The sequence below is a fragment of the Lentilactobacillus curieae genome (assembly GCF_000785105.2).
GTDB classification, from domain to species: Bacteria; Bacillota; Bacilli; order Lactobacillales; family Lactobacillaceae; genus Lentilactobacillus; species Lentilactobacillus curieae.
Window position 1 is genome coordinate 435,344 of the sequence record NZ_CP018906.1, and the last position, 15,513, is coordinate 450,856.

Genomic DNA, 15,513 nt, shown 5'->3' on the forward strand with positions numbered 1-15,513 from the left:
TCACTCACATAATAATTAAGTCCTCACAATTAAAATCCCCCCGCTAGAAATCTAGCGAGGGGATTTTTTATACATAGACTTTATTGGTAACTTAGTTCTTAAACTTATTGTGAGTGGCACCTGGGAAATACCAGTTTATCTTACCTAACAAATTGATCATTGCTGGGACAAAGATAAGTCGAACGAAGAATGCATCGAACAGAACTCCTCCAGCCAATGAAATTCCAATTGACTTAACAGTTGGATCAGATGAAAGTGCGAAACTTCCAAACACCGCAATCATGATCAATGCAGCCGTCACGATAACTGGGCCACTTTCAGCAAGACCTGTCTTAACTGCGTACTTGGTATCACCAGTTAACAGGTATGTTTCCCTGATTCGCGAAACCATGAACACTTCATAGTCCATCGCTAATCCAAACAGCACCCCAATCATAACAACTGGTAAGAAGGCAAGGATTGGCGCACCAACGCTAATTCCAAAGAAGCTCTTCATCACACCATCTTGCATAACCAAAGTTGTAAATCCGAATGAGGCAAACACGGACAATCCAAATCCGACCATAGCAAACAGCGGAATGACAAATGAGCGGAACATAATCATCAAGAGAACGAACGCAATGACCATTACGATTGCTGTAAACATCGGAATGGCGTTATTTAATTTCTTAGAAATATCAATATTAACCGCATTTGATCCAGTTAATATGATTTTAGTGTTATCGCTCTTTTGGAGCTTTTTGGAATATGAGTTAATTTTTTGAGCTAATTTTTCAGTTTTAGCAGATTCAGGTCCGTTTTCCGGCATTAAGATAAACCGGGCGTACTTATGATCTTTACTAATTTTAACTGGGATACTAGAAATCGCTGCTTTCTTTGTTCTCTCAGTGACTAACTTTTTAAACTGAAGTGTGTACTTTTGTGCAAGTATCTTCTGTTGTTTAGGAGTCATGGCTGGATTCTTCATCATTTCAGCCATAACTTTCTTTTGAACAAACTTTTTGCCTTCAACTTTTAGTTTTTGTTGAAATTGTGGTGATTTTGCTGCCTTGACGGCTTTCTCATTAACAACGGGCATGAGCTGGTCAACGTTATCATAGTTTTCAACTTTACTAGTAACCTTTTTAAGAATTTGCTTGTTTTCCTTTAAAGAATTACTACTATCAAGCTTAACAACGCCAATCATTGTTGAATTTGCACCGGCGCCAAACTTGTCCGAAATTGTGTCGTATGCTTGTCGCCGCGTGTTATCCGTTGGTAAGGAACCGTCAAAAGGCATTCCCAATCGCATGTGACTAGATGGAACCATAAATCCAATCAACACTGCCAAACTTAGAATTACCATAACAAATGGATGGTTTGCGACTGTTTTGGTAACTACCCCAGTTTTTTTAACTGCCTGTTCAGTGTTCACTGAAGCTGGTTTGATAAACTTACTAAACAATGAAATTAACGCTGGAAGCAATGTCATTGCAGAGAGAACTGCAAACAAAACTCCAACGGCAGATGCAATCCCCATTTGGGTCAAGAAATCGATTCGAATAAAGACTAGTCCAACGAGGGCAACCATAACGGTAATTCCAGCAAATAGAACTGAACTACCCGCGCTGCCTAACGTCGCACCCATGGCATTATCCGGTTCCGTCGTGTCTGAGTTAGCTAGCTCTGACTTGTACCTGTGAATTATAAACAGGGCATAATCAATTCCAACGGCTAGGGTAATCATAACCGCAAGGGTTTGGGCAACAGAAACGATTGAAAAGAAATTGGTTCCAATCATGATTGTCATTAAACCGGTAACTAGTCCAATGATGGCACTAATAATTGGTAGACCAGCTGTGATAAATGATTTAAATAATACGAGCATTAAGATAAAGGCAATGGCAATTCCGATGATTTCGGAAAGACCACCAATATCAGGCATACTCAGGACGTTTCCTGAGAAGGAGACTTTTGTGTTACTGTCTTTAACTTTATTACGGAATTTCTTTTGAATTCCGCTAATCGCCTTATCGGAAACCAAGTTAGAATCTTTTTTGAAAGTAATATTAACCATCCCAGTGGTTTTATCGGAACTAATTGATTGTGATTCGTAGGGACTGGTGATTGACTTGATTTGGCTACCATATTTGCTCTTTAAAGCCTTAACAGTAGCGTTAATTTCTTTCTTTTGATTTCTGTTATTTATACTCTTATCGTTCGTGTTTTCAACGACAACAGTCATTGAACCCGCATCAACCGACTGATCAAACTGTTTTTCTAATACTTTTTGAATATCAGTTGATGGGATTCCAGAAATCTTCAAATTTTCATTAAAATGAGATCCAAGCATCCCAACGGCGGAAACAAAGGCTACCAACATGACAAGCCAAGCAGTTAATGCTTTAAACTTATTGTTATAGACCCACTTTCCAAAACTTGTTAATCCACTTTGCATATAATTACTCCCTTACTTAATAAACTATTGACACATACTATTACTTTTGCCATTATGTGTATATGTTCAATTGAGTGCATCTGCACACAAAATGTGCAAATTGGGGGAAATGTTTATGACTGATATGAGAAGAGAGCGAACTGATATTGTTATTTTTGATACATTTGCTGATCTATTGAAGAAAAAACGGTTCTCAGAGATTACTATGATTGAAATTTCCCGGGAGTCCTTTGTCCATCGCAACACAATCTACAAGCATTTTCTTGATAAGTACGACTTGCTAGGGAAGTTTATGGACAGAGAAATAAGTAATCATGAAGATTTTTTATCAGAATTCGAAAACCGCCCCTTTAAAGCTGTTGCAGGTTTATTTGATTCAAACTTACAACCGATTATTGAAAAGCAACAGTTTGACACCGAGTTCACTCGATTGGTTGAAGAAAGTGGTGCCAGAGTTCTTTACAATAAAATTAAGGATCCTAATCTACTTTGGAATCTAGGGAATATATATAGCGTTATTATGTGGAATCAGTTACATGGAAACAAGCTAGATATTATTGATGACTTTGAAGAATTAGATAGGATTTACCAGACGAAGAAGTTCCCAAAAACTGATGATTAATCAAAATTGACTTATAATTAAAAAAACTGAGATGCATCTTCCAGAGAAAGTGGAAGATGCATCTCAGCTTTTTTGTTCTATGTGTTCTAGTAGTTATCACTTGCTTCTATGTTAATGACCAATTCAGTAAACAACAGGAGTGAAGTTTGCTGGTCGAAAAGTTGAGAGTGAATCAAAAAAGTTTCTAATGTGACTGAATCAAAGATTCCTTCATTTCTGCCGCCCGCTTTGCCTTCTCGTTTTGGCGATGGTACTCAGCCAAATGAACTGCCTGCGTAACGAACAAATGAGTTGCTGCTTCATAATGGTACTTTCGACCAAGTTCAGCAATGTACCCATTGATATAATCAACTTCTGTTGGTCGATCATTAATCATGTCTTGGTACATTGAAGGGTAATGAAGTGGCATGTCAACTCTAGTATTAACTTCCAGTGCCTTCATCTCTTCATCACGGCTGGAAACAAGGTGAATATCTGCGCGGGCACAAATATCATAAGCTTCATCAATTAGCTGACGAGCCATTGAATCAAACCCGCTGAAGTTACCGAACTCACCCATTTGAATTTCAAACATTGTACAAATGGTATTGATAACTGAGTTAAAGATAACTTTTGTCATCAAAGTTCCCATAAAGTCATCAGTTAAAGTTGGGTTCATCTGTGCTTTGTCCAGTTCATTGAACAGGTCGTAGCACATCTGATCTGGCTTTTCGTTTAGAGGGCACATGTTTAATTTTCCAGCTCCACGTTTACCCATAAAATCGACTTCACCGGGGCCAGGAAGAACAGTTGCAATCAATGCTGTTCCACCGATAATCTTGTCGTCATCAAAATACTTCTGAATCTTTTCGATGTGTCCCATCCCATTCATACAAGTAAAGGCATAATGTTTTGGCTTAATAAAGTGAGCACAACGTTCCAAGTAATCTGCTAATTGCATTTGCTTAGCAAAAATAATAAACATGTCAGGATCATCATCGTAACTTTCTGGAGTTTCCAGTTTGATGTCAACTAGGTGCCGGTCCTCGTGGTCACGCATTACATATACTCCACCCTGTTCACGGATCTTATCGATATGTGGCTGCCAAGTATCAATAAATGTAACGTCGTTTCCTGCTTCTTGTAACAAAATTCCGTAACGTAAACCCATTGCTCCTGCACCAATCATTGCAAACTTCATAACTATCACACTCCATATTTTATTTATTCGACTAAAAAAAGCGCCCTTGATTAAAATCAAGGACGCTTCTGCGCGGTACCACCTATGTTGTAGCTGGCTGTTGTCCCAACTACCTCTTCAAGCACAGCCCTTAGGCGATGCTCTAACACTGTAAGGTGTGTCCACCGTAAACACTCATAAATCGCATTTACTGCTTGGAGGTTACTTTCGACTTCATTGCCAATATCCCTTCTCACTTTTCGGGACTCCCTGAGATTGGTTGGTGAAGACTACTCTCCTCGTCGCTGCATTTGATAATCGAATATTAAGATTGTTCTCATAATACCTACGCAAATTCTAATTGTCAACTCATTTTTTAAATTTATTTTGAAGTTTGAATAAAAAAAGCTGCTTGCCTTAGCCAGCAAGCAGTCTTCTTATCTATTTTTCTGCGCCAAACACTCTATTCAAAATCTCATCAACATTTCTAATGTGATAATGATAATCAAACGCATCATCAATCTCTGACTTCGAAAGTTGCCCAGTGATCTTTTCATTGCCATCAACCAAGTCACGGAACTGAATTTGTTCATTCCAGGATTTCGCAGTTAATGGTTGAACAAGGTCATAAGCTTGTTCTCTGGTCATTCCACTGTCAATCAATTTAAGCATAACTCGTTGACTATAAATCAGACCGTAAGTCCGATTCATATTGTTTAACATTGTTTCAGGAAAGACATCTAATTTATCTAAAATGTTCGTGAATCGATGAAGCATGTAATCAACCAACATCAAAGTATCAGGAATGATTACTCGCTCAGCAGATGAGTGTGAAATATCACGTTCATGCCATAGAGCAACGTCTTCATATGCTGTTACCATGTGGCCGCGAACAACTCTGGCCAATCCACAAATATTCTCTGAACCGATTGGGTTTCTCTTATGCGGCATGGCAGAAGATCCCTTTTGTCCAGCATTAAAATGTTCTTCAACTTCATGAATTTCCGAACGTTGGAGACCACGGATTTCAGTCGCAAATTCTTCCAAACCAGTCGCAATTAATGCCAACGTTGAAATGTAATCAGCGTGCAAATCACGAGGTAGAACTTGTGAGGTGATTTCCTGGTTTCTAATTCCTAATGATTCACATACGTATTCTTCGACAAATGGAGGAACATTCGCAAAAGTTCCAACTGCCCCAGAAATTTGGCCGACCTCTAATTCCTTAGCTGCAGCTTCGAAACGTTGTTGATTCCGTTTCATCTCTGAGTACCACCGTGCTAATTTCAAACCAAACGTTGTTGGTTCAGCCTGAACTCCGTGAGTCCGGCCAATCATTACAGTGTCCTTGTATTGATAGACTTTCTTCTTAATTACTTCCATAAATTTCTCAATGTCTTGGCGAATAATTTCGTCCGCCTGCTTGATTCTGACACCATAGGCAGTATCAACGACATCGGTACTGGTAACACCATAGTGAACCCACTTACGTTCTTCACCTAATGATTCAGAAACATCACGGGTAAATGCGACGATGTCATGGTGAGTAACAGCTTCAATTTCAGCAATTCGATCAACGTCAAATTTAGCGTTTTTCTTAATCTTTTCAACATCCTCTGCAGGAATGTGTCCAAGCTTTGACCAGGCTTCGTCAATCGCAATTTCAACCTTTAGCCAAGCATCATACTGGTTTTCAAGTGACCAAATGTGTTTCATTTCTGGGCGGGAATATCTATCAATCATAGTTAAATCCTTTCTCTTAACGAATTAACACATCAATATTAACATATTGTTCATGTTTTATCCATATTATATGGAAACGAAGTGCTAATATTCGCTTTTTTAACCGAAACTCGAACGATTATCCGTACACTAATAAAAATCATCAACATTTACGGTTGATATTTAAGAATCCTCCTGCTAATATAATAAATGCTGGGTAAATTACTCAGCAATAAAATTTAGAGGTGTTTACATGTCATCTATTGTGATCGTTGGAAGTCAGTGGGGAGACGAAGGAAAAGGTAAGATTACCGATTTCTTCAGCCAAAACGCAAATATCACCGCCCGTTATCAAGGCGGAGACAACGCTGGCCACACCATTGTCTTTAACGACGAAAAGTTCCATCTTCAACTCATTCCTTCAGGAATCTTTGATAAGGACAAAACTTCCATTATCGGTAACGGGGTCGTAGTTAATCCTAAGTCCCTCATCACCGAGATGGATTACCTCATTGATCACGGTGTATCAGTTGACAATCTACTGATTTCAAATCGTGCTCATGTCATTATGCCATACCACACTTTACTTGATGAACTTCAAGAACAACATCGTGGAAATAAGATTGGGACTACCAAAAAAGGTATCGGCCCAGCTTACATGGATAAATACGAACGAATTGGAATCAGAATTGCCGACTTGATCGACAAAGATGAATTTTACAAACGCTTAAAAGCAACTCTAGAAATCAAAAATGAACTATTAACTAAGCTTTACGGGGTTGAACCACTTAGCTTCGAAGCTATCTATAAAGAATATAACGAATACGCTGACCGCATTAGAGAACACGTTGTCGACTCATCATACCTGATCAATAAGGCTCTCGACGACAAACAAAACGTTCTGTTCGAAGGTGCTCAAGGTTCAATGCTAGACATTGATGAAGGAACGTATCCATTCGTTACCTCATCAAACGCTAGTGCCGCTGGTGTTGCCGCTGGTGCCGGAATTGGCCCTAGCCGAGTAGACCACGTAATTGGTGTTTGCAAGGCTTACACATCTCGAGTTGGTGAAGGTCCATTCCCAACTGAATTGCATGACGAAATCGGTAATCACATCCGTGAAGTCGGTCATGAGTACGGAGTTGTTACCCACCGTCCAAGAAGAATTGGTTGGTTTGACAGCGTTGTTCTACGCCACGCAGCCCGTGTAAGTGGCTTTACTCACCTCGCCTTAAACTCGCTTGATTTACTTACTGGAATCGAAACTCTAAAGATTTGTACCGCCTACAAGTTAAATGGTGAAACAATCGAACATTATCCAGCAAGTTTGAGTGAATTAGACAAGTGCGAACCAGTATACGAAGAGTTACCTGGCTGGGAAGAAGACATCACCAGCTGCAAGACAATTGATGAATTACCAAAGAATGCCCAAAATTATTTAAACCGCGTATCTGAATTGGTTAACGTTCCGTTCGCCACTTTCTCAGTTGGCCCAGATCGTAACCAGACAAACATCGTAAGCAACGTTTGGGATTAACCCACGGAGGATAACTAACTATGGAAGTATTTGACTACGAAGACATTCAACTTGTTCCCGCAAAATGTATCATTAAGAGCCGTAAAGACGCCGACACTTCTGTAAAGTTTGGCCCTAAGACCTTTAAAGTTCCAGTTGTTCCTGCAAACATGGAAACTGTAATGAATAAAGAATTAGCAATCTGGATGGCACAAAATGATTACTTCTACATCATGCACCGTTTCCAACCAGAAACTAGAACTGATTTTGTTAAGGAATTACACTCACTTGGCCTATACGCTTCAATTAGTGTTGGTATCAAGGACAGTGAATATGACTTCATCGACGAATTAGTTAAGGAAGATGCTAAGCCAGAATACATCACCATTGACGTTGCCCATGGTCACTCAGACTTTGTTATTAACATGATCCACTACATCAAGGAAAAATTACCAGAAACATTCTTGATTGCTGGTAACCTTGGAACTCCAGAAGCAGTTCGTGAAATCGAAAATGCTGGTGCCGACGCAACTAAAATTGGGATTGGACCAGGTAAGGCCTGCATCACTAAGCTAAAAACTGGTTTTGGTACTGGTGGTTGGCAATTAGCTGCCCTTCGTCTTTGCTCAAAGGCTGCTAAAAAGCCAATGATTGCTGACGGTGGAATTCGGTTTAATGGTGATATCGCTAAGTCAGTCCGTTTTGGTGCTTCAATGGTTATGATTGGTTCTCTCTTGGCCGGTCATGAAGAAACTCCTGGTAACCTAATCAGTATTGACGGCAAGAAATATAAGCAATACTGGGGTTCAGCTTCTGAACGTCAAAAGGGTGCTTATCGTAATGTTGAGGGTCGCCAAATGCTGGTACCATACCGTGGCCACTTGGAAGACACTTTAATCGAAATGCAAGAAGATCTCCAATCATCAATTTCTTACGCAGGTGGTAAGGAATTATCAGATATTAGAACCGTTGACTACGTAGTAGTTAAGAATTCAATTATGAACGGCGACTAAAAAATAAGGATTCAGGTTGGCAACGCCAATCTGAATCCTTATTTTTTTATAGCTGAGACTTTTCAAATCCTTCTTCCAGCGCATGAATCGGTTTTCTAAATAACCGTCGGGAAATTGGAGTGAGGATCACAAAGAACAATCCAAATCCAGCTAAGATTAATAGATCATTGAAGAAAATTCCCCAGTCTGGGCCAGAGATGGCTTCTCTGAACGCACTAATTGCATAGGTAAATGGTAAGTATGGTGTCAAACTTGTTAGCCCTCGTGGAATAACCTCTAGTGGATACAAACCACCAGTACCAAAAATCTGCAGGATCATCAGCAAGACACCAACGACTTTACCAACATTTCCAAACGAAAATACCAAACTAAAGATGATCATTGTAAATACTAGCGCCGTAAAGAAATCTATGAGGATAAACGCCAGCAAGCTATGCGGTCGAATCCCTAGGAAACCAATCTCCCCGATAAAAGTAAATAGTGTTTGGGTGAACGCAATCGTCAGGTAAAGCAAGAACTTTCCGCCATATGTCTGGTAGTAGCGAATCTTATTTTCCCTCATTGTGCTTCCCACCGCATACTTCCAGGAGATGATAGTGGTTAATAACAACACCCCAATCCAAATTGATAACACTGTATAAAATGGAGTTGCTCCATAACCAAAGACCCCCATATTATAAAGTTCTTTACTCTTCAACTTGATTGGTGAGGCCAAAATGCTAGCAATATCAGGGTCTTTACCTAGGAGATTAATTAACTTATCTAAATTGCGACTATTCAGGAAGCTAAGCTGATCATCTAAGTCACTTAACTGTGACTTAATGTTATCTAGTTTCTCCTGGACTGACTTCACCCGATTAACGGACAGACCGCTAATCGAATTTCCTGCACTTTGCATTGCTTTTAATTCAGGAATTACCTCTCTGAGTGAGCTAATCAAGTCGGAATTATTAGAAGAGTCAGATGCAGTCGTGTCCCCAAGTGAATCTAGCCGGTTCTCGGTGGAGTTAGCGGTTGTTGCCGCCGAGCCTAACTCATCTTGAATTTTGTCATTCAGGTTGTTGATTTTGTTAGTAAACCTCGTCGTGTTCTTACCGCTACCCGTTTGTAACTCATTTAGGTATCGCTGCTGTTGCTTAATTTGCTTTTTAGCATTCGTAAAACTAACGACTAGATTATTGATTCGGTTGCTAGGAATAATTGACCCCACAATATCGAAAACGCGAATCCCATCGTTCAGTCCTGCCACCAAAGCATTTCCTGCCCTACTGGCAACTTTTGCTTGTCTAGCCAATGTCTGTCCCGAATTGGTTTCCGGATCAATTCCACTAATAGCTGATTGCAAGGAATCCGATTGGTTTTGAATTGAATCCATTGCGTTGCTGACACTGTTCTTAGTTGCATCCAAGTTGTTCTTAGTAGTGCTAATTAAATTTTGTTGCTGACTTAAAATATTGCTCAAATCAGTAATCTGTGCAGAAACCTTGGGAATCCCATTTTTAACTGTTTTAAGATATTTTTGAACGTCTTTTGAATTTCGGTTAACCCGATTTAAATGCTGATCCGCCCTTTTGATTTCACCAATCGAATCATTCAAAGAATTACGAATCCCCAATATTTCGGGGCGGTGTAAATCGAGGTCGGCACCAACTTGATTAAGTTTTTTCAATACTAACGATCCACTTAACTGAGTGAAATTACTCCGGATTTGCTCAGTAAGTGTGTCCTTAGCCTGACCGGTAATTTTGGTAGCTGCAGGATTCAACTTTTCGTTAGACTTATATACAACGGTTGGTTTTTGCGGGTTATCACTGGCAAGCGAAGCTAGGCGACTAGAAAAATCACTAGGAATTTCAATCATTGCGTAGTACTTTCCCTGATCAAGACCGTTATTACCATCCCAATCATTAGTAATCATCCACTTAACGTCATGGTTCTTCTTCAGCTTAGAAATAACTTCTTTGCCGACATTGATATTTTTACCATTTAACGTACTGCCCTCATCATCGTTAACCACAGCAATCGGCAACCGTCTGATGTTTTGGGTAGAATACGGATCCCACGATGCTTTTATGTTTAACACTGCATATGAAGCAGGCACTAAACAAAAAGCCAGAATTGTGATTAAAACTGGCTTGCTGTGGATGATTTTAGACATATCTCTTTTAAACAGTTTAAAAATAGTATTTTTCATAGGGCCTCAAGCTTTTCTATGGTAGCAGGTTCAAAATAAATCTTGTAAAGTTATAAACTTGGTCGGTAATTTGATTGATATTCTCAATCGTTTTGTAAGTCTTATTTAATGTTTGTTGGGTTAGTTGAATTAATTTTACTCCATCTTTGCGAATTGTTTGATTAATTTCTTTGATTTTGCTGATATCATTAGAGTTAATCAAAGTGCCTGATAGATTATCCAGCTTTTTGATCAGCGAAGCTAACGAATCATGCTTATTGATAGATTCTAAGACACGGATAACGCTCAACCGATTTTTCAACGAAATCGAGTTGATTAGATTCAAAATATGACGGAGTTCAGCCCTCTGCTTGGTAAAGTTAAATGTCCGTACTAGGTAACCACGCCAAATCCACCCCTTAACACGACCATTACCATTCTTTACATAATAGTAAACGGCCTTGTTACCATTAGCCTTACGAATCGTGGCTGAACGGTAAGTATAAAAAGTTGTTCTTGGATAGTTATCAGCATTATGGGCCTTCTTCGTCAAACTAGCCGTAGTGTACAGATAGCCGCTAACCAACCTGTTAGGAGTTTTGGCAATCTTCCTTGTACTGACCACCGTAGCTCCCTTTGATTTTGCAGACGAATTGATGGTTGTTAAGCCGATTACGCTGATCACAACACTCGCTAGCAATAGCAAGTTTCTTATAAATAGTTTCTTCTTCAAAAGGTTCACCCCATTTTTAGTTAAATACCCAAATTAGATTGAGCTTGTTAATAGTTAACATATGCATTACTATATAATATATCTCAATTAGCGATTGGACAATACCCATTTTTATTTGTTTTAACATCGAGGTTTTTATCATGATCAGAAACATCCGAAAAATATATCTACGAGATATCAAAGCTATTTTTAAACACAAGGCTGCCTTGTTAACCCTAACTGCGCTGTGTATCTTACCTAGCCTGTACACATTAGTCAATGTCGGAGCAATTTGGAATCCATACAGTACTCAAGAAACCGAACGGATTCCAGTCGCAGTCGTAAATCAAGACAAGGGGGCCAATTTTAACGGTGAACAGCTTAATTTTGGTAAACAGGTAATCAAGTCGCTCAAGTCCAATAAAAAGATTGGCTGGCGATTCGTTGACTCAGCGACTGCTGAAAGAAAACTGAAGCAAGGAAAGTACTATGCTGAAATAGTTTTGCCCAAGGATTTTTCAAGCAAGCTAACCAGTATCGCCTCAAATAACCCTCAAAAAGCTAACGTGACTTTTAAAACGAACACTAAAAATAGCCCAATGGGAGTTAAAATCACCGAAACTGCTGCCCAGTCACTGGTAACCGAAATCAAAAAGAAGTTTGTTTTTCAAATTAACGAAACGATCTTTTCTTATCTAAACAACGCAGGAAATAAGTTGAGCAATAAGCAGGCAAACATCCTCCAGCTAAAGGATCTAATTATTGCTTTAAATGATGGCATGACATTAGCAACCGGCTCGCTATCGGCAATCAACGACACCGCCAACGGAATGACAACTGCTTTGTCACAACTCAAGGTCGTAAATCAAGCTGCTCAGGGGAATAATTCGCTTCAAGAAATTGCCGATGGTAACACTGGGACACTTCAAAATACCCGCCAATCTTTAAATTCAGCTAGTAAAACTGTAAAAGATAACCTATCACAAATTAATCAACGCCAAGCAAGAGTGGATGGCTTGGTTAGCCAGCTTAATTCCGCTTTAAAACAACGAAATCAATCCAGAATTAGTAGCCTGTCGCAGGCAGCGAAGTCTGAAGTTGATATTATAAAGTCACAAACAAAAATTTTGGCAGCGTTTCTAAGTGCATTTGATAGTAATAATTCCCAAATCAAGTCCTTAACTAACCAGCTTAACTCAGCAACTGGCCGCCTAAGTTCTGAATCATCAGCTTTGAGATCACTTCAGGCAAGTACTAATGGTTCTGCAGCTAGCATTAGTTCAGCTGTCGACCGAGTTATTAGCAGCAACCAGCAAGTTCGCAGACAGCTTAACAACAGTATCACCGGTTCTTTGAACTCAGCTTCTGGAGCAATTGATAGCATGGTCGCCAACGCAATTGACAGCTCACAAAAGGCCAGCTCAATCTTGGGTAGCGTTAATCGAGTTAAACAGCTAAACGATAATGCAATCGATAGTGCGATTTCTGGTAACAAATTAATCGCTAATTCGACAAACAAGCTGGCCAAACAACTGGATGCGTACAAGGGTGATATTGCAACAATCAGTAATAAGCTTAAGTTAACAAGTAACGGCGATATTGCTGAGATTTTAAGCATCTTACAAAGCAACCCTAAGCTACTTGCAGGAGATTTAACTACCCTATTCAACGTAAAATCCGAATCCATCTATCGAGTCGCAACCTTCGGTGAAGCATTTGCTCCAAGTTACATGGCCCTCTCGGTTTGGGTTGGCTGCACGATGCTGATTGCCGTGCTTAAAACAACCGTTCCAAAGAGACGGCGTTTCCGACAGGTTAGTCGGCATGAAGAATATTTCGGCAAAATGCTGCTGTTCTGGACGCTTTCATTGATCCAAACATTTATTATCATTACTTCAACAATTCTGGTATTACACGTCCACGTGGCTAACGTATTTGTGGTTTACTTGGTCGGCATGTTTGTATCGCTGACATTCTCAACTATGATTTACACTGCGGCCTCGTTACTTGGTAACTTGGGAACCGCCCTAATGGTAATGCTAGTCGCATTACAACTGGCAGGTAGTGGAGCCATGTACCCAGTCCAGTTGAATCCACTTATTTTTAGAATCATTCAGCCATTGTTCCCATTCACTTACGGAGTTGGCGCCTTTAGAGAAGCAATCGGAGGTATCAACATCCAGAGTCTGGGGGTAGATTTCTTTTTCCTAACGTTTATGTCAGCCGTTGCCATCCTATTGGGATCAATCCTTAAGATTAGGATCAAACGAGTATCAGATAAGTTAAATAAGGCATTTAAGGAAACGGGAATTGGTGAGTAAACAAAAAATAGGTAGTAATTTCGAAAGAAATTACTACCTATTTTTTTATTTAGTCATCGCCAAATTCTGCCAGAAACTTGGTACAAAGTAATTTACTGCATTGGTGCTGTAATAGTTCTTCAATCGTTTATTGACTGGAGTAAAGCTAAAGCTGTAACTATCAGGCGTATACGCAGCTTCATCATTCATATACCGTTGCCATTCCTTGAATTTCTTAGTCCGGTAACTTGAATTCCAAGCTTTATCGCTGTTGATAGCATTGATCAGCTCCGTATTCTTCTTAGAAACAAAGTGTCCCATATTGTAGGCTGCATCAGCGCCGTACAATTGAGTAGGTGTTGGGTCAGAAGTAACCTGCCAGCCAGCATCAAAGATATCAATCTTGTTTTGTTTAGGCTCAGAAATGGTGGTATAGAAACTATTGATATCCATAGGTTTTCCAGTGGCCATCTTAACATTTAGACCGACCTTATGCCATTCCTGAAGTTCTTGTTGATAGATTGCCTGAAGAGTAGATGAACCCTCAGCAGCGCCATAGTAGATGGTAAGTGGCTTACCATTTGGTTGAACTCGCCACTTCCCCTTCTTTTTGTAACCAGCTTCATCTAACAACTGGTTGGCTTTCTTTGGATTGTATGGGAAACCAGGATTCTTTTTATCGTAATACTGCTTGAAGTTAGGCAAAATGAGTGTATTTGCCCGCCAACTAACTCCGTTAAACAGCTTCTTATACATCTGATCAAGGTTAATTGCGTACATCATGGCCTGACGAAGCTTCTTATTACCCATCTTCATGTTTTTATCGGTCACGTTCACGTTTTTCTTAGTGTCAAAGTGACCAAGGTTAAATCCAAAGTATGAGTATGAAGTAGATGGTCTGCCAGTCATTGCATAACCCTTAATCTTCGAAGCGTTTTGGTACTGGCTAGTTGGTAAACTTCCCAACGCAAAATCATACTTGTTTGCTTTGAAGGCAGCGAGAGAATTCGTAGTGGAAACAACCTGTATCTGAACCTTACCAATCTTAGGCTTTGGCCCGTAATAGTACTTATTGCGGACCCAACTAGTCGATTCACCATCCACCTGCTTAGCTAGCTTGTATGGTCCAGTAAATACCGGATTCTTACGCACAGGCTTAGATGACGCCAACTTAGAAATCTTGATGCCCTTCAATTTATGATAAGGAACAACAGACCCCCAAACAAAAGAGTTACCTAAATATTCCATAGAGGGTGCTAACTTAGAGTACTTAATGACAACCTGTTTACCATTTTGCCCATCTGGATAAGTAATTCCAGAAATGGTTTTGGCTTTTCCATTATGGTACGCTGCCATCCCCTTTATTCTCGCGAAATCGCTTGAATACTGAGAAGAGGTGGTGTTTTGATTACCAATAATTTCATAGGCGTACTCAACATCCCTAGCAATAACCGGCTTACCATCCGACCACCTTGCGTTCTTCCGCAATGTGATTGTCACGGTATTCTTCTTGCGGTCTAATTTCTGATTAGCTAGCCCACCATTGACGATTTTGAAGTTGTTATCCGCTTTAAACAAAGTTTCCAACCCACCTGGCGAGTACACATCTTGATCTTCAACCATATCCTGCAATACTGCTAAAGAGATTCCCTTAAACGGTGCGTCGTTAACTTCAGCAACTCGCAAAGTTGAGTTTCCCGTCGAAACTGCCTTACCCTTGGCTGAATAACTAGATGGTAAATCAACATGATTAGTAGCAGGCTTCGAACTGTTCTTACCACAAGCCGCTAGACTAATTGTTAGTAAACTTAAAAAGCTGAGCAAAAACCAGTGTTTTGCTTTCATCCTCATCCCTCGAT

At 39.8% G+C, this 15,513-nt stretch carries 10 protein-coding genes and 1 other annotated feature; of the genes, 4 read left to right on the plus strand and 6 right to left on the minus strand.

Annotation, left to right across the window (positions count from 1 at the left end; all coding sequences use genetic code 11):
• Positions 1–91 precede the first annotated feature (91 nt).
• Complete coding sequence (locus tag PL11_RS02260) at positions 92–2,437, minus strand: MMPL family transporter (protein WP_035166045.1); 2,346 nt, start codon at positions 2,435–2,437, stop codon at positions 92–94.
• Positions 2,438–2,552: 115 nt separating this feature from the next.
• Between PL11_RS02260 and PL11_RS02265 the strand changes: the two genes are divergently transcribed.
• Positions 2,553–3,059, plus strand: coding sequence for a TetR/AcrR family transcriptional regulator (locus tag PL11_RS02265; RefSeq protein ID WP_052127704.1), 507 nt, complete (start codon positions 2,553–2,555; stop codon positions 3,057–3,059).
• A 184-nt stretch (positions 3,060–3,243) separates the two neighbouring features.
• On the opposite strand, the gene PL11_RS02270 is transcribed toward PL11_RS02265, so the two are convergent.
• Together PL11_RS02270 and purB are read right to left on the minus strand one after the other, a co-directional pair.
• Positions 3,244–4,239 carry a ketopantoate reductase family protein gene (locus tag PL11_RS02270; protein WP_035166047.1) on the minus strand — a complete coding sequence of 332 codons (996 nt, stop codon included), beginning with the start codon at positions 4,237–4,239 and terminating at the stop codon, positions 3,244–3,246.
• A gap of 55 nt (positions 4,240–4,294) precedes the next feature.
• Positions 4,295–4,533 (minus strand) — a binding site (T-box leader).
• A 126-nt stretch (positions 4,534–4,659) separates the two neighbouring features.
• Positions 4,660–5,961, minus strand: a complete 1,302-nt coding sequence (gene purB / locus PL11_RS02280) for an adenylosuccinate lyase (RefSeq protein WP_035166052.1) — start codon at positions 5,959–5,961, stop codon at positions 4,660–4,662.
• A 232-nt stretch (positions 5,962–6,193) separates the two neighbouring features.
• Here purB and PL11_RS02285 point away from each other — a divergent pair, with 232 nt between their 5' ends.
• The gene (locus PL11_RS02285) at positions 6,194–7,477 is read left to right on the plus strand and encodes an adenylosuccinate synthase (protein ID WP_035166054.1); all 1,284 of its coding nucleotides are present in this window, start codon (positions 6,194–6,196) and stop codon (positions 7,475–7,477) included.
• Between the two features lie 20 nt (positions 7,478–7,497).
• Positions 7,498–8,469: a GMP reductase gene (locus PL11_RS02290; RefSeq protein WP_035166056.1), complete on the plus strand. Its 972-nt coding sequence runs from the start codon at positions 7,498–7,500 to the stop codon at positions 8,467–8,469.
• Positions 8,470–8,515: 46 nt separating this feature from the next.
• On the opposite strand, the gene PL11_RS02295 is transcribed toward PL11_RS02290, so the two are convergent.
• The gene (locus PL11_RS02295) at positions 8,516–10,627 is read right to left on the minus strand and encodes a YhgE/Pip domain-containing protein (RefSeq protein ID WP_237047509.1); all 2,112 of its coding nucleotides are present in this window, start codon (positions 10,625–10,627) and stop codon (positions 8,516–8,518) included.
• A 52-nt stretch (positions 10,628–10,679) separates the two neighbouring features.
• A complete protein-coding gene (locus PL11_RS02300) occupies positions 10,680–11,375 on the minus strand; it encodes a hypothetical protein (RefSeq protein ID WP_052127707.1) in 696 nt (231 codons plus the stop codon).
• 140 nt (positions 11,376–11,515) lie between these two features.
• On the opposite strand from PL11_RS02300, the gene PL11_RS02305 reads away from it, so the two are divergent.
• On the plus strand, positions 11,516–13,675 hold the full coding sequence (locus tag PL11_RS02305; protein ID WP_035166061.1) for a YhgE/Pip domain-containing protein: 2,160 nt from the start codon (positions 11,516–11,518) through the stop codon (positions 13,673–13,675).
• A 45-nt stretch (positions 13,676–13,720) separates the two neighbouring features.
• Here the strand turns inward: PL11_RS02305 and PL11_RS02310 are convergent, their stop codons facing one another.
• A complete protein-coding gene (locus PL11_RS02310; protein WP_035166063.1) occupies positions 13,721–15,499 on the minus strand; it encodes an oligopeptide ABC transporter substrate-binding protein in 1,779 nt (592 codons plus the stop codon).
• Positions 15,500–15,513 lie beyond the last annotated feature (14 nt).

Excerpts from the sequence above, each read along its gene's own strand:
- PL11_RS02260 (WP_035166045.1), bottom strand. The coding sequence starts at position 2,437 with ATGCAAAGTGGATTAACAAGTTTTGGAAAGTGGGTCTATAACAATAAG.
- purB (WP_035166052.1), bottom strand. The coding sequence starts at position 5,961 with ATGATTGATAGATATTCCCGCCCAGAAATGAAACACATTTGGTCACTT.
- PL11_RS02270 (WP_035166047.1), bottom strand. The coding sequence starts at position 4,239 with ATGAAGTTTGCAATGATTGGTGCAGGAGCAATGGGTTTACGTTACGGA.
- PL11_RS02310 (WP_035166063.1), bottom strand. The coding sequence starts at position 15,499 with ATGAAAGCAAAACACTGGTTTTTGCTCAGCTTTTTAAGTTTACTAACA.
- PL11_RS02285 (WP_035166054.1), top strand. The coding sequence starts at position 6,194 with ATGTCATCTATTGTGATCGTTGGAAGTCAGTGGGGAGACGAAGGAAAA.
- PL11_RS02305 (WP_035166061.1), top strand. The coding sequence starts at position 11,516 with ATGATCAGAAACATCCGAAAAATATATCTACGAGATATCAAAGCTATT.
- PL11_RS02265 (WP_052127704.1), top strand. The coding sequence starts at position 2,553 with ATGACTGATATGAGAAGAGAGCGAACTGATATTGTTATTTTTGATACA.
- PL11_RS02295 (WP_237047509.1), bottom strand. The coding sequence starts at position 10,627 with ATGTCTAAAATCATCCACAGCAAGCCAGTTTTAATCACAATTCTGGCT.
- PL11_RS02290 (WP_035166056.1), top strand. The coding sequence starts at position 7,498 with ATGGAAGTATTTGACTACGAAGACATTCAACTTGTTCCCGCAAAATGT.